This is a genomic window from Flavobacterium sasangense DSM 21067 (assembly GCF_000686885.1).
Taxonomy (GTDB): Bacteria; Bacteroidota; Bacteroidia; order Flavobacteriales; family Flavobacteriaceae; genus Flavobacterium; species Flavobacterium sasangense.
Genome location: NZ_JMLU01000035.1, coordinates 1 through 22,934 on the forward strand (window position 1 = coordinate 1; position 22,934 = coordinate 22,934).

Annotated in this window: 17 protein-coding genes and 2 pseudogenes; 1 reads left to right on the plus strand and 18 read right to left on the minus strand. The window is 31.2% G+C overall.

Going from position 1 to position 22,934, the window contains the following annotated elements; translation table 11 throughout:
• Positions 1-374 precede the first annotated feature (374 nt).
• The 18 genes and pseudogenes from BP92_RS0112390 to BP92_RS0112485 form a co-directional block, all read right to left on the minus strand.
• The gene (locus tag BP92_RS0112390; protein WP_084329762.1) at positions 375-1,523 is read right to left on the minus strand and encodes a DegT/DnrJ/EryC1/StrS family aminotransferase; all 1,149 of its coding nucleotides are present in this window, start codon (positions 1,521-1,523) and stop codon (positions 375-377) included.
• Between the two features lie 107 nt (positions 1,524-1,630).
• Complete coding sequence (locus BP92_RS0112395) at positions 1,631-2,185, minus strand: sugar transferase (RefSeq protein WP_026726346.1); 555 nt, start codon at positions 2,183-2,185, stop codon at positions 1,631-1,633.
• A gap of 244 nt (positions 2,186-2,429) precedes the next feature.
• Positions 2,430-3,650: pseudogene (locus BP92_RS0112400) on the minus strand (IS3 family transposase).
• Positions 3,651-3,779: 129 nt separating this feature from the next.
• Positions 3,780-4,742: an MraY family glycosyltransferase gene (locus BP92_RS0112405; protein WP_245598384.1), complete on the minus strand. Its 963-nt coding sequence runs from the start codon at positions 4,740-4,742 to the stop codon at positions 3,780-3,782.
• Positions 4,742-5,959, minus strand: coding sequence for a glycosyltransferase family 4 protein (locus tag BP92_RS0112410; protein WP_026726349.1), 1,218 nt, complete (start codon positions 5,957-5,959; stop codon positions 4,742-4,744). The genes BP92_RS0112405 and BP92_RS0112410 overlap by 1 nt, the downstream gene beginning before the upstream one ends.
• A 2-nt stretch (positions 5,960-5,961) precedes the next feature.
• Positions 5,962-7,104, minus strand: a complete 1,143-nt coding sequence (wecB, locus tag BP92_RS0112415) for a non-hydrolyzing UDP-N-acetylglucosamine 2-epimerase (RefSeq protein WP_026726350.1) — start codon at positions 7,102-7,104, stop codon at positions 5,962-5,964.
• Positions 7,105-7,134: 30 nt separating this feature from the next.
• Positions 7,135-8,253: a polysaccharide biosynthesis C-terminal domain-containing protein gene (locus BP92_RS0112420; protein WP_026726351.1), complete on the minus strand. Its 1,119-nt coding sequence runs from the start codon at positions 8,251-8,253 to the stop codon at positions 7,135-7,137.
• A 61-nt stretch (positions 8,254-8,314) separates the two neighbouring features.
• Complete coding sequence (locus tag BP92_RS0112425; protein WP_026726352.1) at positions 8,315-8,737, minus strand: WxcM-like domain-containing protein; 423 nt, start codon at positions 8,735-8,737, stop codon at positions 8,315-8,317.
• 72 nt (positions 8,738-8,809) lie between these two features.
• Complete coding sequence (locus BP92_RS0112430) at positions 8,810-9,844, minus strand: polysaccharide biosynthesis protein (protein WP_026726353.1); 1,035 nt, start codon at positions 9,842-9,844, stop codon at positions 8,810-8,812.
• A gap of 85 nt (positions 9,845-9,929) precedes the next feature.
• Positions 9,930-10,109, minus strand: a pseudogene (locus BP92_RS17500) (DapH/DapD/GlmU-related protein); the annotation flags it as partial.
• Positions 10,110-10,399: 290 nt separating this feature from the next.
• On the minus strand, positions 10,400-11,497 hold the full coding sequence (locus BP92_RS0112440) for a glycosyltransferase family 4 protein (RefSeq protein WP_026726355.1): 1,098 nt from the start codon (positions 11,495-11,497) through the stop codon (positions 10,400-10,402).
• Between the two features lie 460 nt (positions 11,498-11,957).
• A complete protein-coding gene (locus tag BP92_RS16300) occupies positions 11,958-13,118 on the minus strand; it encodes a glycosyltransferase (protein WP_084329764.1) in 1,161 nt (386 codons plus the stop codon).
• A gap of 106 nt (positions 13,119-13,224) precedes the next feature.
• A complete protein-coding gene (locus BP92_RS0112460; protein WP_026726357.1) occupies positions 13,225-14,427 on the minus strand; it encodes an O-antigen ligase family protein in 1,203 nt (400 codons plus the stop codon).
• Entirely contained in the window at positions 14,420-15,661 is a 1,242-nt protein-coding gene (locus tag BP92_RS16305) for a glycosyltransferase family 4 protein (RefSeq protein ID WP_051604475.1), read from the minus strand. The genes BP92_RS0112460 and BP92_RS16305 overlap by 8 nt, the downstream gene beginning before the upstream one ends.
• 7 nt (positions 15,662-15,668) lie before the next feature.
• Positions 15,669-16,814, minus strand: coding sequence for a glycosyltransferase (locus BP92_RS16310; protein ID WP_051604476.1), 1,146 nt, complete (start codon positions 16,812-16,814; stop codon positions 15,669-15,671).
• Position 16,815: 1 nt separating this feature from the next.
• A complete protein-coding gene (locus tag BP92_RS16315; RefSeq protein WP_160169129.1) occupies positions 16,816-17,787 on the minus strand; it encodes a glycosyltransferase in 972 nt (323 codons plus the stop codon).
• Positions 17,780-19,030 (minus strand): lipopolysaccharide biosynthesis protein, encoded by a 1,251-nt coding sequence (locus BP92_RS0112480; RefSeq protein ID WP_084329766.1) that lies wholly within the window; start codon positions 19,028-19,030, stop codon positions 17,780-17,782. The genes BP92_RS16315 and BP92_RS0112480 overlap by 8 nt, the downstream gene beginning before the upstream one ends.
• 220 nt (positions 19,031-19,250) lie before the next feature.
• Complete coding sequence (locus BP92_RS0112485; RefSeq protein WP_026726359.1) at positions 19,251-20,531, minus strand: nucleotide sugar dehydrogenase; 1,281 nt, start codon at positions 20,529-20,531, stop codon at positions 19,251-19,253.
• A gap of 618 nt (positions 20,532-21,149) precedes the next feature.
• Between BP92_RS0112485 and BP92_RS0112490 the strand changes: the two genes are divergently transcribed.
• Complete coding sequence (locus BP92_RS0112490; protein ID WP_026726360.1) at positions 21,150-22,484, plus strand: OmpA family protein; 1,335 nt, start codon at positions 21,150-21,152, stop codon at positions 22,482-22,484.
• Positions 22,485-22,934: the final 450 nt, after the last annotated feature.

Here is a 22,934-nt window from a genome sequence, read left to right on the forward strand (position 1 = left end):
ACAATCCACTTACAAAAAACCTCCGTGCAACTCTGTGTAAAAATCCGCAACCATCAGCTAAATCAGCATCATCCGCGTCCCAATCTCAAAAAAGTGAAACGCATTTGCGCGCTTTGCAAAAAAACCTTGCGCGCTTTGCGTTTAAATCACAACCACTACACCCCTAAAGTCCCCTCAAGGGGACAATCACTTCTAAGAACTTTTCACCTCAATTCTTTTAAATCAAATAAGTGAAACGTCCGAAGCTTCGGACTCTGTGCATCTCTCTCAACACAATCCACTTACAAAAAACCTCCGTGCAACTCTGTGTAAAAATCCGCTACCATCAGCTAAATCAGCATCATCCACATCCCAATCTCAAAAAAGCACAACTCCTAAACAGAAAACTCAAAAAAAGAAACCAACACCTGCAAAATACGAGCACGATCCGCATCAGTAAGATTAGAACCCGAAGGCAAACACAACCCCTGAGCAAACAAATCACTCGCTACAGTTGTACCATAATAAGGACAAGCAGCAAACACCGGCTGTAAATGCATGGGCTTCCACAAAGGACGAGACTCAATCTGAGCAGCCTCCAATACCAATCGCAATTCTTCTACCGACTTACCCACTACAGCTTCATCAATAGTAATTGCCGTCAACCAATGATTAGATACATAATCAGTAGTCGGTTCTGTAAGCACAGTAACACCCGCTACTGATTTAAAAAAATCACTATAAAATCCATGCATCGCACGTCGTAATTGTACATGCGCATCCAAAACCTCCATTTGACCACGACCAATTCCGGCACATATATTACTCATTCTGTAATTATAACCTATTTCCGAATGTTGATAATGAGGTGCATTATCACGTGCTTGTGTAGCTAAAAATACCGCTTTCTCTTTTTGTTCTTTGTGGTGAGTAACTAATGCACCTCCACCCGATGTAGTGATAATTTTATTCCCATTAAAAGACAACACCCCCATAGCTCCAAAAGTGCCACATTTTTGATTTTTGTATGAACTCCCTAAGGCTTCCGCACTATCTTCTAAAATTGGAATGTCATATTTTGTGGCAATAGCTTGTATCGCATCCATTTTTGCAGGCATTCCGTAAAGATGCACTACAATAATAGCTTTGGGTTTTTTACCTTTTGAAATCCTATCTACTATTGCCTCTTCTAAAGCAATCGGACACATATTCCACGTATCCATTTCGCTATCAACAAAAACGGGAGTGGCTCCCAAATAGGCAATTGGATTAGCCGATGCCGAAAAAGTCATACTCTGACATATTACGTCATCTCCTGCTTGTACACCTAATAAAATTAATCCCAAATGCAAAGCCGCAGTACCCGAACTCAATGCCGCAACAGCTACAGACGCACCTAAATAATGCTCTAAATCCTGCTCAAATCCAACAACATTAGGACCTATAGGCGCAACCCAATTCGTATCAAAAGCTTCCTGAACATATTTTAGCTCCGCTCCTCCCATATGGGGTGAAAACAACCATATTTTTGAAATAGTGGACATGAATTTAATTTTTTGCAAAAATAAGGATACAAAAACAATTCCCGTACGGATTTCCGTATTTTTTAAAAAAATAAAATTACCTTAAAATGGCTATAAAACCTTATGTATCAAAAACTCCCAAGAATCGTTTTTAATAAAATATTCAAATCACCCAAGAAAGTTCGGGTGTGATAATACGTCAGATTCATCTGAACTTTATCTGGAAAGATAACCGTATCATTATATTGCAATGGATTTTCTTGTTTTTCTAAAATCAATTCCTCATCGGCATATTTAATACTAGCCTCACAAGTAATGCCGGGTTTTAACGCTAATATTTTTCTGTAATCTCCCTCTAATTTGTCATAATAACCCGGAATATCAGGACGTGGACCTACAAACGACATAGTACCAAATAGCACATTGAACAATTGTGGCAATTCGTCTATTTTTGACTTTCGTAATAATTTCCCAACAGGGGATATTGTAGTTGTTTTGGGTCGAATGGTTTTTAGTTTATAAATGGTAAACGGCACACCATATTGCCCTATCCTTTTTTGAGTAAAAAGACCATTAGACAAAGTGTCTATACTTACCACAACATATCCCAATATCAAAATAGGACTTAGTATAATAATAAGTAGCAAAGAAAAAAATAAGTCAAAAAGTCTTTTGATAATCATTTGTAATGAATATTATTTTAGCATTTTTTTCAAATCAATTATATCTATTTTATTTTTACATTTAAAAAACACGTTAAACATAACGAATTGACTTTCAAAACAAAGGTACTATAAATTTTAAATTCACATTACTAAATTTCTTTTAACCAAACTATTTAATTACTCTCCCAGGATTTCCAACTACTGTTGCACCATCTGGCACATTACCGATTACTGGATATGCAAATAAAAATTACAGTTTAAGTTAAGCGACATTTTTATAAATGTAGTTTTGATTATTAAATTCTTCGATTGTTTTGTAATTCAGCGCACTGTGCCTTCTTTTTTTGTTGTACCAGATTTCTATGTATTCAAAAATTTCCAGTTCCATTTGTTGTTTCGTTATGAGTTTATTGCCGTAATTTAATTCAGTTTTTAATGATGTAAAGAAGCTTTCAGCCACAGCATTATCCCAACAGTTTCCTTTTCTACTCATACTTCTGATGACACCATAAGATTTAATTGTATTAGCAAATTTATTGTTTGCATATTGAATGTCTCTATCGGAATGAAAAATTAATCCCTTTTGAACACCTCTGTTTCTTATGGCCATTTTCCATGCAGCAAGAGATGTTTCTTCAGTACTCATCCCATTACTCAAACTCCAGCCAATCATTTTTCGGCCGTATAAGTCAATGATGGTTGTCAAGTATAAAAGCCCTTCTTTGGTCTGAATGTAAGTTATGTCTGACACCCAAACTTTTGATGGTTGATCAACTGCAAAGTCTCTATCTAGTATGTTTTCCACTACTAAATAAATGTGTTTTGAGTCGGTTGTGACTTTAAATTTCTTACTCAACTTACTTCTCAAACCAAGCTCTTTCATATATTTTGCTACGGTTATTCTTGAAATTTTGTAACCTAATGCGTTTAATTCAATGGTAATCCTTGGGCTTCCATAACGCTGTTTTGAAGTAAAATAAATGGTTGTTACTTTTTGCTTTATTTCGTTTTTTGTGAGTATTCTATTGGAAATAGGTTTGCTTTTCCATTTATAATATCCACTGGTACTAACCTGGAGAACCTTACACATTTTTTCAATCGGAAATAAATATTCATGATTTTTAATGAACGTGTATTTCATCGACCGCTCTTGGAAATCGAAGATTCATGAATACCTAAAAGAAAATATTAACTTATGAATAAAAAATGCCGATTGCTTTTTTTAATATATCACGTTCTAGTTCTGCATCTTCAACTTTTTCTCTAATTCGAGAATCTTTTCTTGTTCTGGTGTTAGTTTAAGATTTCCTTTTCCAGGAAAACTGCCTTCGCCAAATTCTTCGTATTCTTTTCGCCATTTGTAAAGTAAGGTAACTTTTATACCAAGTTCTCTTGCCAGTTCTGAAATATTATCTCTTTAATTACTTAATTGGACTGCTTTTGTCTTAAAAGCTAGATCATAGATTTTTCTTTCTCGTTTCATATGTTAAAAATAAGATTTTATTCTTAACTTAGACTAGAAGCTAAATTAGTATATCCAAAAACCTCCTGCTTTTAACATTTTCATATCAACAGCATTTTGTGGAAAAATATCATTCAACAAATAATTAAACTAATTACTGTCTGGTATCATTTTACGAATTAGAAATATTCGAACTAAAAGGTACATCAATGACAACAAGATTAAAAAAACTGCAGCATTTATTATTGATAAATACCCATGAGTTTCCATATAAACAACTAAAACATTGATTAACAATTGAAGTCCAGCATAAACAAACGATACTAAAAGATGAGAATATTTATATTCGTTTGCTAAATATTGGTACAAATGAGAGCGATGCGCCTCTAATATATTTTCTTTTTTTATTAATCGATGTAAGATTGTGATAACGGCATCAATTCCATAAACAGCAAAAAATAACAAATAGCCTATTTGCTCTGTTTTAATGATAGTTTTAATCATAAAATAACCCAATAAAACAGCCATGCTGATACTACCAACATCTCCTGCAAAAGTCTTGGCTTTTGTTCTTACATTAAAAAATCCAAATACTAAACAAGAAGCAATCATAGTCAGTAACAAAGGAATTTCTTTTTTATGGATTGGCAAATAAGTAAACGTTATTAATGCTACGAGTGCATATAAAACCGTAATCCCATTAATTCCATCCATAAAATTGAAAGCGTTAATCCAACCGATTAGAAACACTAATATTACTGGAAGTAACCAAAATTCCAATTCAAACAAATCCAAATCATAAAATACCAATACTACTGCAAATAAATGAGTCGAAAAACGAGGCAACGTAGGCAATGGGCGTATATCATCAATAAAACTGACAATTGCCACGGCAACAACGGCTAATGTAACCCAAGGTGAAACATAACCCAAAGCGAAAGATACAATCGTTGCGATTGGAAAAATAATTCCTCCACCTCTTAAGGTAATTTGCGAGTGAGAAGATCGGCTGTTTGGTTTGTCTATGATATTGTACCTGTCGGCTATTTTAAAATAGAGCAATTCGATTATTAACAATAGCACGATGATGACACTATAAACTATTGCGTTCATTACTTGATTGTAGTATTAGAAGTGAATAATTTCTCCAGCTTATCAAATAACATCTGCTTTGAAAAGTTTTTTTCATAGTATACTATTGAATTATATTGCATTTCTTGTTTTTTTTCTTCTTCCAAATTTTTCAATTCAATTGCCTTTTGTCCTAATAATTTATAATCCCCAGCTGAAACAGCAAATCCGCAATTACTCTCATTAATTAATTCTTTTCCTTCTCCGTTAAGAGACCCTAAAATAATCTTTCCGGAAGCCATATAAGCTTGTACTTTAGCAGGAACGGTAAGCGCAAAAACCGGTTCGTCTTTTAATGAAACCAACATAACATCTGCTTTCTTAAAGAAAAAAGGCATCGATTCCAAAGAATATCTTCCCAACAAATAAACATTATTAATGTTTCTTGCTTTTATTTCACTCTTTATCCAATCTATTTTTCTGCCATCTCCAATAATAACCCAATTTATATTTTCAGTTTTCGTCAATTCTGCCGCACTCAATATGGTCTCAAAATCCTGAGATTCGCCAACATTCCCCGCGAACATAATATTAAATCCTAAGGGAAGATCTGGAGTCGGAATTTCTTTTTTTGGCAAATTTGTAAAAACATCTTCAGCCCAATTTGGAAAATAAATGATACTCTTATTTTTATCCACTACTTTATCGCGTATGGATTTTTCAAAATATTTTGAACTGATTAAAATAGTATCTGAGTTTTTATAAATCTTCTTTACAATATTTTCAATTCCTTTAATAACGAAGCTGTTTTTAAAATTGCTTGCCGCCAAAATACTTTCAGGCCATAAATCCAACACCCATAAATACAGAGGTGTGTTACGTCTTTTTTTTATCCACAAACCTGGCAAAGCCATTGTTACTGGCGACAACTGTTGCACAAAAATGACATCAAACTTTCCTTTTACCCTAAACAAACAAGTAAAATAAGAAAAGAAAACAAAGGATAGATAATTCAACATCAAATGTATTCCTTTTCCGTTCTTTCTTGGATAAACGGGTGTTCTAATTACCCTAGCACCTTGGATTATTTCCTCTTTTTTACCAAAAAAAGAATATCCTTCAAAAAACTTTCCACTAGGATAATTCGGCTTTGCAGTCAACACAGTTACCTCATGACCTCTTTTTACAAGATCAAACACCAACTCATTTCCTTTAAAAATCTCAGGATAAAAATATTGGGAAACAAATAGTATTTTCATGATTAGTTATATTCGCTCCAAACCACGCGTTTCACATAATCCGTATAGCTCAAAATAATACGAACCATTTTCTCCGACACATTTGGCATAGAGTAATCAGCTACGGGTCTAAAATTACGTTCAATTCCTCTTTTTTGATATTGTAATTGAGTCAATCCTTGCATAATTCTTTCGGGATTTAAACCTACCATCATTACCGAAGCTTCTTCCATTGCCTCAGGACGTTCATGAGCCTGACGAATGTTTAAGGCTCTAAAATTTAAAATCGATGATTCCTCAGAAATAGTTCCTGAATCAGACAAAACCGCATAAGATTTCATTTGCAAAGCATTGTAATCATTGAATCCCATTGGCTTCAAGAATTGAACTTCTGGTCGCATTTCAATTTTTTTACTATCAATCATCTTTTGAGTACGTGGATGTGTACTTACAATAATTGGATAGCCATATTTTTCAGCAATCAAATTCAAACTGTCCATTAATCCTTTGAAGTTTTTTTCACTATTGATGTTTTCTTCTCTGTGAGCAGAAACTACAAAAAACTTATTTTCCTCAAGATTCAGTTTATTTAAAATATCTGATGCATTTATTTCAGGCAAGTAATGATTCAAAACCTCAAACATAGGCGAACCCGTTTTGATAATTCTATCTGCTGGCAATCCTTCTCTTAATAAATATTCACGCGCAATGTCGCTATACGTTAAGTTTACATCTGAAACGTGATCTACAATTTTACGATTCGTTTCTTCTGGAACTCGTTGATCAAAACAACGATTCCCTGCTTCCATATGAAAAATAGGAATATGTCGTTTTTTTGCAGGAATTGCACATAAGCAACTGTTAGTATCTCCTAAAACTAAAAAAGCGTCCGGTTTTTCACTCTCCAATAATGGATCGATTTTGATTAATATTTGTCCGACTGTTTCGGTAGCTGTTGCACCTGCTGCATTCAGGAAAAAATCTGGTTTACGAATCCCTAAATCCTCAAAGAAAATTTGATTTAATTCATAATCATAATTTTGACCCGTATGAACAATAATATGTTCTATAGCTTCTGAATGATCTAAAGCTGCCATCACTCTGGATAATCTAATAATCTCCGGACGGGTGCCGACCACCGTCATTACTTTTAATTTTGCCTTCATCTTATATTTTTATATAAACTTTAAATTTTTTTATACGTTTTCAAAATACGTATCCGGGTCATTTGGGTCGTAAAATTCATTAATCCAAAAATTGGTATATAAAACCTCATCACCAATATTCTTTATATTATGCGTGTACCAAATAGGCATATCAACATAAGAAGGTTCGTTTCCATCTAAGTAAAAATCCAAAACTTCATCCGTACCGATGCGTCGCAATTGAATTAAAGCTTTACCCTTAATTACAGCAAAACGTTCAATTTTTCGAGTATGATAATGATTCCCTCTTGTTATACCTGGAACTGTCGTAGAGAACGACACTTGCCCTCCAACACCCAATCGAATCACTTCTACAAAAGAACCTCTCGGGTCTGTATGCTCTACAAATTTTACCGGAAAATGATTAGCAATATCCATATAGCAACGAAAGGTATTGAACAAATTCAATTCAAACGTATTTTTGATAGCAGGTATTGCTCCTTTATCCTGATAACTTGCTTTATAGTCTTGTAATAAAACTAATAGTTCTGATACTTTAGCTTCAGATGTATGAGGAACTAAATATATTGGTTCATTTTGTCTGGCTCTAATTTTACCTAGGATTTCAGCAACCAGTTCTCCAACATAAATAAGCTTTAAATCACCATCAACTTGAATTTGAGGGGTTTCACCATTCGCAATTTGATGCGAAAAAGTAGCAACAACTGAGTTGTAATAAGGATGTCCAAAAGGGCCAAATACATTTGGAATGACCATTCCAGTGAAGGTCGCATTAGCCTGATTAGCCCATTGAGCTAAAAGTTCTCTTCCTTCTTTTTTCGACTTACCGTATAAATTATCTTTTTCTTCTTGAGACGAAGAGGACATAATAATATGGGCTTTACTCGCTGTTCGTTCCAATGAAGCAATTAAATTAGTTACCAATGTAACATTGGTTTCATAAATAACTGCTGGATCATTGTGACGATTCATAGCCGCCAAATGAACAATCACGTCACATTGAGAAACAAAAGCATCCAAAAGAGTTTCATTCTCGAAAAAGCTTCTTTGAAAATCAATACGCTCAAATTCTTCAGGATGCAATCCTAATGTATTATATAAATGGGTTCCTACAAAGCCTTGTTGTCCCGTTATTCCAATTTTTAACATGTATCTTTTTTTAAGAGATATAAAATTATACCTTTAATTTTTAATTTTTAATTTTTAATTTTTAATTTCCAAAATAATCCGATTCATAACGGTATTCATCCTTTGTTTCTCCTAGTAAATAATCCGACATTACTAATAATTTAGCCCCTTCCTCCAACGATTGAATACTGCTTACATATCCTTGTGGCACATGAAGAACATCTAGTTTTTCGGCATTTATTATAAAAGTAAAAAGCTTACAATCTTTTGACGGTTGCTCCCAATTGTCAATTGCAATCAATTGAATCCTAAAAGAACCATTAATAGCAGAAAACCATCGTTGCTCAATCTTATGTCCTTGCCAACCACGAACAAATGCAGCATCTCTATTTTCAATTGTATAAATTCTTTTTACTTCTAAAGCATTAAAATCATTATTAAATTGCAAAACACCTCGGTCATCGGCATGACTATTACCTTTAATTATTTGCGGAAGCACTTTCATAACATTGCTATTTAAAACCATTTCTTAGTAAACAAACTACCAAACACTATTCACCAATCACTATTCACTAAATCATCCAGGCATTTGAGCCACATCTTCACCAAAAACTTCCTTTCGAATCAATGGCAATTTCGAGATTAAGCTTTTTAATCCTTCCACACCCTGTTGTTCGGTGTTGTGTGAGTGATAATCTTCTATTTTTGATACATCTTGATCACCTTCTGAGAAATACTTTGCATAATTCAGGTTTCGGTTATCGGCAGGAATTCTATAGAAATCGCCCATATCTTCTGCTTTCATCATTTCTTCGCGAGTACAAAGCGTTTCGTATAATTTTTCGCCATGGCGTGTTCCAATTATTCTTATCGGAACTTCTTTACCTGTCAATTCAATTAGTGCTTTCGCTAAATCACCAATCGAACCCGCAGGGGCTTTGTTCACAAATAAATCACCCGGATTGGCATTTTCGAAAGCAAATAATACCAAATCCACAGCATCTTCTAACGACATGAAAAAGCGCGACATATTAGGATCCGTAATCGTAATTGGTTCTCCTTTTTGGATTTGATTTAAAAATAAAGGAATAACAGAACCACGAGAAGCCATCACATTTCCATAACGTGTTAAACAAACGACCGTATCGGTTAGGTTACGCGCTTCTGCGACTGCTACTTTTTCCATCATCGCTTTCGAAATACCCATAGCGTTGATTGGATACGCCGCTTTATCGGTAGATAAACAAATTACCTTTTGTACACCGTTTGAAGCTGCCGCACGAATCACATTTTGTGTGCCTTCCACATTGGTTTTTACCGCTTGCATGGGGAAAAATTCACACGATGGAACTTGCTTCAAAGCCGCAGCATGAAAAACATAATCTACACCACGAGTTGCAGGCTCAACAGAGGAATAATCTCTAACATCACCAATATAATATTTGATTTTATCGGTTTTGTATAAATTTCTCATATCATCTTGTTTTTTTTCATCTCGTGAAAAAATACGAATTTCTTTAAAATGATCTGTATGCAAAAAACGGTGAAGAACCGCTGTTCCGAATGATCCTGTTCCGCCTGTGATTAGGAGTGTTTTATTTTTTATTTTCATTATTATATTATTTACATAAGTTATGATAACCGAATCCTAAATCAGAATATTTTTGCGCTAACATTCTATTATGAATTTCCACATCCTCATTATTATTAAATCTGTTTTTTATAAATTTTGCTGGAGAACCACCAACAATAGTATATGGTTCAACATCTTTTGTCACAACGGAGTTTGCGGCAATTATGGCACCGTTTCCTATTTTCACGCCTCTTATTATTAAGCTTCTTGCTCCAATCCAAACATCCTTTCCTATAATGGTTTCCAGTTGTTTGTCTCTGCCGGAAAAAATAGTCGGTAGACCAACAACATCATATTTATGGTCTCCTCCTATAATTTTTACTTCTGGGGCAAGCATGGTATAGTCACCAATTGTAACTTTTGGATAAATTTCACATTTAGCTCCAATAAAAACATAAGCACCAGCAATTAAATCAGATGAAACTTGGCAACCCTTCCCCATATAAAAAGTTTTATGGACATTTTTAAAATTAAAACGCCACCGAACCAAATACATCCGAACATTCCGATAAATTTTTCTTAGTGTATTTTTCATTATCCTTTTAAAATTTCTTTAATGACTTGCAATTGATAATGTGGATTGTATTTTTCATCAATAACCTTAAAACAATTGGTCCTTATTTCTTCCCTGTCCTCAACTTTGGATAACCAGTCTTGAATTTTATTAGCTAAATCAACTTCATCATCCATGATAAAAAAATCTCCAGAAACCCCCTTTTCGACAGCTTCAAATTCAGGCATTTGTTGAGAAAAATCAGAATGCGTTATCACAGGCGTACCGTAAACCAGTGCGTGCATTGCCGTAAGCCCAACATTCCCAGGCGATACACAAATTGTGGCATTATAAATTAGTTCCCCAATTATTTCTTCGTCATAACAGGCACCGTAAAACCAATAATTTCTATTTCCTATAGTTTCCAATTTTGCTTTAAGGTCCTCTTCCTCACTTCCTTTTCCAACAAAGACCAAATTTACGAAAATATCTTTTTCTTTTAATAGCTGAAAAGCATTTACTATTTGATCTAGCTTTTTTATTTTACTTAATCTTCCGACAAAAATCAGAACTGGATAATCATTTTTAAAATAATTTGAATAAATATTAGTCGTTTTTAATTTTTCCCTTATTTGTAATTGCGTATCATAATCCAACGAATTATAAATAACGTGAAGTCTTTCTTGAGAAAACCCCTCTTTTAACATCAGATTTTTTGCGTAATTACCATATAAAAGAAGACCGTCACTCAAATTAAAAAAAATCTTTTTAATTATTTTTTTCAAAAAACCTTCATTACTATACCAACCATGAGTCCATAGATATACTTTTTTATTAGAAAATTTGCTTAGTAACAAAATCAACCATGTTGAAAGACAAAAATATTCACCTAAAATAATGTATTTGTCATAACTTTTAAAAAAAAGAGAAACAGCTCCTTTCTGCCAATAGATTGGAGAGAATATCTTGATATTTTTTAATTCATATTTAAAATTAGATAGTAAGGAATAGTCCAATTTTTTTACATCCTGCATTTTGTCTCCAAAATAGAAATCAACACCTCCTTCTTTATCTAAAAGACAGAATATTGCAGCTCTATAATGTTGTGCAAAATTATATAACAAGCACGTTTTTTTCATCTACTTACTCTCTTTGTATTTTTAATCAATCCTTTAATAATTCTAGTTATTTGTATAATTTTCAACCTTCAATTAGGTTATTTAAAGGATCTGTATTTTTAATAATTTTTTTAATACCTTTCTCTTTTCCATACCATCCATGTGTCCACAAATAAACTTTTTTACCTAATAATTTACCGATAATAAGAATCAACCAATTAGATAAAATTTGTGGATCACCTGTAATAATAATCTTGTTGTAAGACTTAAATAAAATACGTAAACTTCCTAGATACCAAAACAACGTTTTAAAATTAAGTGTTACTAATTCTTTTTTAAAATTAGTTAAATCCTTATAATCTAATTTTTAATATTTGAATTTGGTATATCTCCAAAATAAAAATCAGCATCAAGTTCTTGTTCAATTTTTTTATAAATAAACAACCTATAATGTGATGCGTAGTTTAATATAAAAGCAATTTTATTTTTCATAAACTGTATTTAAAAACGTATAAATTCTTTTACCTTGAATAAGATTTGATTTATTCTTTAATACGTAACTATTTGCAATTACCCCTTTCTCATATAATTCATTTAAAGGTTTATTTAAAATTGTATTTAAAGTATTTTCAAAACCTACCTTTGTTTCTTCTTCGAAAAAATAAACATAAGGATAATGATCAATTGGTATAGAAGGTAACTTTGTTGTAAGTAATGGAGTTCCAGAAAGCATATATTCTAAATTTTTAGATGGAAAAGAATAACGTGATAAAGCTAAATCTGAAGGTCTAGGATTAACTAATAATGTGCATTTTGATATTTTATCAACAATAATCTTATTTGCAACCATACCAAAATATTTTATTCTTGGATTAGATTGAGCTAACTCTTCTATATAAGGCACAGAATCACCGTTACCATACAGATGTAATTCATAATCATTTTTTGTTTTTAAAAAAGCATCCACTAGTTTATTAATACCGTATTTACTATATAAACCTCCTGCATATAATACTACTTTTTCTTTATTATGCGGAATTGAAACTTGATAAGAAGAATCAACTAACCCTTCCATTATTAGATAAGGTTTATTGTTCTTATTAATTATTTCATTCATATATTCTGAAAGTAATATATAGCCATTAAAAGAATTTAACCATTTGTATTTTAACTTAGTAACAAAACCAACTGATGATTGATTTACCATTAAATCTGGAAAATCTGTTACAATAACAACTGTTGGAATATTTTTTAATTTACACGCTAGATATCCTCCTAATGATACTGAAAAATTTAGATAATCAAAAATGGCAATATTATTTACTTTATTTTCTTCTTTTAAAGTAAAATAAAATGACATAAGAAAATTTAAAATTTGTCTTACAAAATTTCCTTTGTTATTTTTACTGGTGTATAGAAAATCTAAGTCTTTAGATGGGTTATATTTATCTAAATTTATTCTATGATTAGAAAATGGTATAGACGAAATACACTTTACCTTACAATACTTCTTTAATCCAGTTACTAATAGTCTATGAAATTTCTGAATCGATTGTGCTGGTAAATTTTCACCTTTTGACTGATTTATAAGCTCGTCTAATAAATTTTGACTAACAAGACAGCTATAGTATAGTATTTTCATTTAATTATTTGTACACTTTTTTAATAACTTTAACATATTACTTCTTTTGTTTAATTAACAAAAATAAAACTCATACAGATTATACATATTCTTAAATTATTTTTTTTTAATTAAATTTTATTTTTGGTTTTAAACCAGTTAACATACCTATAAACATACAAAATAAGAGAAACAACAAATACATACCCTCCATTACAGGTTCAACAAAAAATTGCAATAAAAAAACTATATATATAATAAAAGCATAAGTATATATAAACCTACTTGCTTTTAAAATTTTGAGAGAATTTATCCAAATTTTAAAAGATGAAAACGTAAAAATAAGAAGGAAAAACAAAGGAATGATACCAGAAACTCGTGCTACGTCTAACCAAAAATTATGTGCATGACCATACCTATCAAACTCCCAACCGAATGGATCTGTGATAATAGACTCTAATGATCCTACCCATCGATCTGTTCGTCCTCCTGCTGAACCAACACCGTATTCTTCGTTATCATCCATACGATCTGCATAAAATTTTAAATAATCTGAATCTAGATCTAATTTGCTATACAAAAAAAATAATGTTAAAAATACAGTAAATAGAAAAACCATATTTTTTGTAATAGATTGTTTTTTTGTATTTAATAAAAAAGAGAGCAATAAAGAAATTAGAGCAAATAATAATTGTGTTCTACTCCCTAATCTCAGTACACATATTAAAGAAACTATAAACAAAAATAAAAATAGTATATTAATTCTTTTTTCTAATCTATTTCTTTTTTGTGCATAAAGTAAACCTATTGTCGATATATTAAAAATAAAATGGCTGCCTAAACCAGTTGCACTAATTTCCACATTTTTATTCCATATCAAATATAAATTTCTCGATCCTTCAAAACCTGTTGTATTTATTTGTTGTATAATAGAAATTATAGGAATAAAAGAATAAGCTACACCTATAAAAAAAATCAAAAATAAAAACACATTAAAATTCTTATATTTTGATATAATATATCTACCAAAAATATAAATACTAGGTGGTACTAAAATGTCTGATACTAAAGCCAGAACAACAACATCTTGTCTTAGGTTATCTAACCGTAAAGAAGCCATTAAACTATAAAAAAATACAAATAAAAAAAGCAAAACAACATTCTTATCAAAAATATTTATAGTTTTAGAAATCCTATTTAAATTTAAAAAAATATATAATGAAAATAAAAGTCCTAGCCTACTTCCATAAAAAAAAGGGTTTATAAATACAATAAAAAGTATTAATAAAAGAATAAATTCTTTTTTTATAAAATCATAAATATTATCCATTAATAATGTTATAAATTGCTATTGTGCTTTTCAAATTTATTAGTTTATTATGCCTTAAACCAGCAGCTTCTATTGCATTTCCAGATAACTGAAACGCTAAATTATTATTCCTAAAAATATGACGTATATTTTCTGCTAACATTTCAGTTTCTTCAAAACGGTACAATAAGCCTGTTTTATTATGTTCTATCATATTAGGTGTACCTCCTACATAAGCAGCAATAGTTGGCACACCTAATAACTGAGCTTCGCCTAATGAATTAGGACTATTTTCTATGGCAGAAGGACAAATAAAAACATTTGCTTTTAGGTATTCTGTTATCATTTGTTCTTCTTGTAAATTACCTAAAAACTCTACATTATTAGTTAAGTTTAGTTTTTTGATTTTATTTTTTATTAAATTACCATAACCTGTTAATCTTAATTTATCTACTAATGTATTCGCTTTAACAATATTTTGTCCCCCAATTTTGATTTTAATAGTAGGAAATTCATCTTTTAGCAAAGCTACAGCATCTAAAACCTTATGCAAACCTTTTAAAGGATAACTCGCTTGGCTCAAAAAAATAGTCTGTCGCTCACAATTATCTATAGCCCATTTTTTACTGGTATAAAAACCATTTCTTAGCATTTCGTTACAAAAATGATAGTTTATATTTTTGTTATTAAAATAGGCATGCGCTTTATCCCAATCTGTACGCCCAATAACATGATTGGCTAATTTAAAATACTCGAGTTCTTGTTCACCTCTTTTTTTAAATTTATTTTTTTTTTGGTATAAATTATCTCTTCTTACAATATCTCTAAATGTAATATTAGAGATAATCTCTTTAAATGAAATACCCGCTAAATAATACTTTTCACAAACATTTATTAAACCTTGTATAGAAAAAACGACTTTTTCTACACCATTTTGTTGCATGTATAACAAACCATGGCTATATTCTGTACCATGAATATGTACCACATCTGGTTGGTGTTCTTCTTTTACTTTTTCCCAATAGCTTTTAATTGTTGACTTATCTTTATTGGGAATTAAGATATAATTTTTATTATTTATACTTTTTTCTAAATATTCTCCTTTATAAACTGTAGCAATAGACAATTCTATCTCAGAATTATTTGTTAATGCATCGGCTAAACCAAGCATCCAACCACCAGAATTTGAAACACTTTCCCCTATATCATTCGCTATATCTGGAAAAATTGTATTTACAATCCATAAAACTTTCATAAAAAATCTATTTAATATTTTTTTTAACAGGGTAAGCTTTAGAACATGGCCCCATTTCTATTGTTATTGTACTTTTATCTATAAAAGATTGAGCTAGTTTAATAAAATTACTAGCGGCATTTTTAGGAGACCAAACCTCATCCATAGACATATATGCATTCTTGGCTAGGTTGTTACAAAAATCTCTATTTAAAATTAGTTTTTCAACTTGATTAATCAAACTATAAAGATCACCTGATTTAAAAATTAAACCGTTTATATTATTCTCAATTAAAAATGGTACACTGCCTATCATATTAGATGCAACAGCCGTACAACCATTACTCATTGCCTCATTTAATACAGCACCCCAACCTTCATTTCTATCACTCGTAAAAAGAAACGCATTAGATTCTTGCATCTTTTTTACTACTTGCTCATTAGGTAAAGATCCTGGTAAAGTTACATATTGCCTTAAATCATTTAAATCTATTTCTTTTTGAATAACATCTTTTAAAACACCATCACCTATCATTTCGATTTCAAATTGATAGCCTTTCTTTTTTAATTCTTTTGCAAGTTCAATAACCATTTCTGGATGTTTCAATGCAATAATACGAGCCACCCAAATTATTTTAAAAGATGTATTTTGTTTATGGCTGATAATTGTATCAATATCTATTTTATTTACTGTGGTAAAATACCCCCATTTATAACATTTATCTGGATATGCCAAAATTTTGTGTGCATCGTTAGCTGTATAGGCACTTGCACAAAGCATATACATATTTTTATTTCTGTATAGTGTATGGTTTTTAAATAAATAATACCAACCACGACCTATAAACCTTTTTTTTAAAAATCTTTCACTATATCTAAATGTAATTTTATTAAGCTGTAAGCGTTTTTTTATAAAATCATTGGATGCTGAACCTATAATTACAACGTCAGAACTTAAGCCTAGCTCTAATGCTTTTTGAAAATTAACATTATTCTCATAAGCTTTTAACAAATATGGTTTATCTGAAAAATCAGGGTACCCATTATCTGTAAACTCCTGAGGCATAGGAATGGTCGCCACAAATGTATAATCTTTACCTAATAGTTTATACAATTCGTCTGCTACAGGAACTTGGTGATGATTAATAAAATTGGTGAAAAAAGTTAGTTTCATCTTATTTGAAATAAAAAAACAATTGCAAAAATTTATAATAAAGAATTTGAGAATTTGATAATAAAAAATGTTCTATTCGATATTTTTTAGAAATAAATGAATTATTATCTAATTTAACTTCTTTTAATTTATTAAATAAATCTTGAATAAATTCTTCATCAACTATTTTTGGAGTTCTAATATGATAATGAATTAAATTGAAACCCATTTTTAAAACTTTTTCTTTACAATTATCCGAAATATCTTGGTATTCATTATGATTCATAACAAACTGATACCTTTCATAAAAAGATAAAAAATTATGTTGCATTCTTAAAATTTCTTTACCTGGTATATGGCAAATACTATCATTTCTGCGTACATAATAATAATATGCTTTGTTTAAGTGAAATACCTTATTAGCTTTATTAAATAATTTATAAGTTGTTGCTGTATCTTCGTAAATTCTTCCTATGGGGTATGTAATATTTTTAAATAATTTTCTTCGATATATTTTATCCCAAGCAAAACTAAATATCTTTTCGTCTTTTAAAATTAATTTTGTAGCTTCTAAACCAGTATATATAACAGATTCTTTAGTTGTGTTAATTACATCTATTATTGTACCATCAAAATTTACAACTTTGTGACCGCATACAATAATATCAGTATCTGTTTCTTCTAATGAGTTTATCATAGACTCGTACATCTCTAAATCAATCCAGTCATCACTATCAACAAATGCAATATATTTACCACTCGCAACAGACAATCCATAATTTCTTGCAGAACTCAAACCCCCGTTTTCCTTATCCAATAAAATAATTCTGGAATCTTTTTGAAGATATCTAGAACATATATCACGGGAAGAGTCCGTTGAACCATCGTTCACCAAAATCAACTCAAAATCTGAAAATGTTTGATTTAATATAGAATCGAGACATTTAGACAAATATATCTCAACATTATATACAGGAACAATAATACTAAGCATCACCATACTTTTTATTCTTAACGATTACCAAACATATCAAACTAATAATACCCATTCCAATCCACGATAAGGATTGTCCCCATGCTGCACCATAAAAACCCCATTTTTCAATAAAATACTTATACATTAACAAGGCCAAGACAGAACCCAAAATGCGATTAATCAATTCATAACGAGGATGTCCATAGCCAATTAATATACCTGACATAACAAATGCAAAAGTAGTCGACACATTTTTCAAACATAATATGTTGGCAAAACCAGCAGCATCTGTATATTTTCCGTAAGTCAAAAACGATATCAATGGTTCAGATAAAATAATAAAGATAACATTAGGAATAAAACTTAGACCGATTATTAAAATTGTTAAAAAAAAAACTTTTTTATGATTATTCAAAGATGTGTATTTATACAAATCTGGATCAAATGTTTGAAGTAAAATAGTACCGAATATACCTACATATCCTGATATTTGCAAGCCTACATTATATAATCCTAAGTTGTGATTATCATTTAATTTTTCTAAAAAAGTTCTATCAATCCCAATGAAGAAAAAAGATAAAATAGCTGAAATAGTCAAAGGCCAACAAAAAGTAAAAGCTTTTTGGACAACTTTTTTATCTAAACACAAACGAAATTTTTTCATTTTTAAAGAATACAATCCAAAAAGTATTCCTACCACAAGTATTGCAATTAACCTCCCTACCGCACCATAATTCAGTACATAAACTAATAAAATTGATAGGAAAGCACCCAATACAGAATTCAAAACAGTCACTAAAGCATATCGTTTTGCTTTGTTTTCCATTCTTAAATCTAATAAATAAATATTATAAAAAGACGCAAAATAAGAAGGTAAAAAACTTAATAATGCAAATGGAAAAAAAGGGAAGGAAGTAACATTAAATTTATAATAAAAATAATAACTTGTGTAGAACACAAAAAACACTATTAATCCAAAAAAAAAGAAGAGTGTTAATAATGTTTGTAATGTTTTTTCCCGTTGATTCACATCTTCCAAAAAATAATTTCTAGCGTAATAACTATTAAATGAAAATGCTATTATTGGTGACAATATCGAACCAAATGAAGTGAAATAGCCTATAATTGCAAAATCATTATGATTCAAACCAATGGATAATAAAGGATTTATAAGCAATCCAATTATAGTTGTCAAGACTGATGCTATCACGTAATATGATAAGCTTTTAAATTTTGAATGCTTAAATATGTAGAATTTCATCTGTAAATTATTGAATGAAACGAATAAAATGTTTATTTTATTTAAAATTTATTGAAAAAAATATAATTCTCACTTAAACATATTGTTTTATTATAATTCCGGTAAAAACAATTTAAACTTGTTATAACTATAAACTTAATTCAATATTTAAAAAAATTATCTATGCTTTCAACAATAAATAAAATTTAAACATTTGTTTAAACAATTATAAATAAGTTCTTTATAATTTACCATTTACATCACTCACTAATATCCCCTTCACATCATACACTACAGCATTGTCCTTTTTCAGTGTGTCTAAATCCAGCACCTGAAATTCATGATGAGCCACAGCCAACATGATGGCATCGTATTTTGCACCTGTTGAAATGGCAGACAAACAAGATATTCCATATTCATGCTTAACTTCTTCAGGATTTGCCCAAGGATCGTAAACCGTAACCTCTGTACTATAACTTTCTAAAGCGCGAATCACATCCACCACTTTCGTATTGCGTACATCTGGACAGTTTTCTTTAAAGGTAATTCCCAATACTAAAATTTTTGCCCCATTAACTTTAATATCGTTTTTTATCATGGTTTTTATGACTTGTGTCGCCACATACTCCCCCATGCTATCATTCAATCGTCTTCCTGCTAAAATAATCTCAGGATGATACCCCACTTCTTGAGCCTTTTGTGCCAAATAATAGGGGTCAACTCCAATACAATGACCTCCCACCAATCCGGGTTTGAAAGGTAAGAAATTCCATTTGGTACCCGCAGCTTCCAAAACGGCATGGGTATCAATGTCTAACAAATTGAAAATCTTAGCCAATTCATTCACAAACGCAATGTTAATATCACGTTGCGAATTTTCAATTACCTTAGCCGCTTCCGCCACTTTGATGGTAGGTGCCAAATGCGTTCCAGCAGTAATAATAGATTGATATAATGCATTGACTTTATTTCCTATTTCAGGTGTAGAACCAGAAGTTACTTTCAAAATTTTTTCTACCGTATGCTCTTTATCTCCAGGATTAATGCGCTCTGGTGAATACCCTGCAAAAAAATCTTGATTAAATTTCAGTCCAGAAACTTTTTCCAATACCGGTATACACTCTTCTTCAGTAGCTCCTGGATACACTGTTGATTCATAAATCACAATATCCCCTTTCTTTAATACTTTACCAACCGTTTCGCTGGCTTTGTAAAGAGGTGTTAAATCCGGTTTATTATGTTTATCAACAGGGGTTGGTACAGTAATAATATAATAATTGGAATGGGCAATATCCTCAAGCTGATTAGAACAATACAAGCCTTTTTCATCAGAAGGTTTAGCAACCAAAACCGATTTTAGTAAATCCGTAGATACTTCTAAGGTGGCATCAACGCCACTATTTAATTCTTGAATTCGCTTTTCATTAATATCAAATCCAACAACAGGAAACTTTGTGGCAAACAATCGAGCCAAAGGCAAACCAACATAACCTAAACCAATAATTACAATTTTATCACTCACTTGTATTTATTTAAAAGCACCCCATTATGGGTATAATTCATTTATTAATAATTTTTTGTATCACTTTCAATCTGTGTTTTAAAAAAACAGCTCCACTTCCGTCAATTCGAGTAATTTTAAAAAGAAATTAGTATTTTTTTAATTTTGAATAGCGTAGCAAAAACTACTGAAATGGTTTTTTATTTCCTAACTTTTCAATCCATACCCTAAATGGAGTAGATTATAAAAAGGGAGTAGTATTTTGTAAACATTAAAATAATGTCATAAAAACTAAAACACTCGTAACAATGGGTGCAAAAGTACAAATTTATTTAGCATTCTTTTAGATTAAATACGACAATTTAAAATATTGTAACAAGAAGATTACAATATAATTACATACCATACATACCAAATAGAAATCCTAAAATGTAATAAAAACCCAATCAACCCCAAACCCCAAAAAGAACAATACTAACAAATGGAACATCGATTACGGAATCAAAAAACAACGCAACCATAAAAATAACCCAACTATATTTCTCTTTTTCGCTTGCTAAATGAACTAAAAATTATCATTTCAAAAAACGATTGTAAAACTTAAATTTTGCATTACTTTTGCACCAAAATTTTAAAAAAATGAAAAGAATACTACTTTTAGTAAGTTGCTTCTTTGTTTTCCTAGGAAACGCTCAAGAAACGGATAAAAAAACAACAATTGATTCAACCAACACTTACAACAGGTTAACTATTGAAGCCATGACAGGATTCGCTGATGGAAATTATCCTTATGGCACAGGTTTTAGCGCTGGTGACAAAAAGCATGTTTTAAGTCATTTTACTATCAACAACTTCGATTTAGGAATGCGATACATGCTAACGCCAAAATTTGGTTTCAAAGCCAGCCTTGCCTATGCTAAATTCACAGAAAGCGATAAAAATAGCCTACCTTACGAGAGCAACCAATTCACTTTCGCTTTCCAAGGAGTAATAAACGCAGCAAAAATATTAGACTTCAAACAAGATAGCAGATTCGGATTATTAGCACACGCTGGAATTCAAGTAGGAAGCCTAACTTCAAAAACAAAAAACAAATTGGATGATACCTTTGGAATAGTACCCAATGGCTACTACGACAAAACAGAATACCATGGCGGATTCGTAGCTGGAATTACACCACAATACAGAATTGCACCAAAACTTGCACTCTTTGTAGACCTAAGTGTATATTTCAATTACAGACAACACATGAACTGGGACGGTACCGTTGCCAATACACCTGATTTATACGGAAAAACAACCAATTTAGCATTTGGACTTTCTTATACCCTAGGAGAAGACAAAATTCATGGCGACTGGAAAGTATTGAAAAATGAAAACGAACAAAAAGTAGAAGCACTTCAAAACGAATTAAAAAATAAAATCGAAGAAATTGAAGTAATGCTTCAAGATACAGACAGAGACGGTGTAGTAGATTATTTAGATGCCGAACAAAACACTATAGGTGGAGTAACTGTTGACACAAAAGGAAGAGCTATCGATGTAAACAAAAATGGAGTTCCTGACGAATTGGAACCTAAAAATGGAAATCGAGGCTTATCCACTTATGACAACGAAGAAGCCTCATTTACCTATTTAGTAAAACAAGGAATGGTAAATATTTTCTTCGACACAAACAAAGAAACACCAAATACAGCATCAGCCAACAATTTATACTACATCATCAACTTCTTGAAAAACCATCCAGAAGCAAAAGTAAAAGCTAAAGGATATGCTGATACAACAGGTGACGAACAATTGAACAAGGAATTAGCTAGAAAAAGAGCCGAAAATATCAAAAATTTCATTGTAAAATCTGGAATCAGCGAAAACCGCGTCGAAATTATAGGCGTAGGTATCGACACAACAATCGACAACACCAGTAAAACAGGACGCCAATTAGCAAGAAGAGTTTCTTTCGAACTAATCCAATAATACCAAAACCCCCATATAAAAAAAGACCGAATCACTTCGGTCTTTTTTTATTTTATCTAATTGTCAAGCACACTCCTAATTTGCCAACACCCACTAAAAAACACTAAACTATTCATTTATTCCATACAAATTCAAAACCCAAAACCCCAAAACTTGAAACTTCAAACCCAAAACTTCAAACCCAAAACTTCAAACCTGAAACTTCAAACCCAAAACAAAGCGCAGCGCCTCTTTCCACCTCTCTCAACACCATCCATTTAAAAAAATCCGCGAAGCCCTGTACCCAAAGCAATAGTAAACAGACATAGTAAAAAAACTTAGCGCACTTTGCGAAAAAACCTTGCGAACTTTGCGTTTAAATCACAACCACCACTCCCCTAAAGTCCCCTCAAGGAGACAATTCCTTCTAACAACTATTTTATATTATCACTTCAATTAGAAAAATCCTCA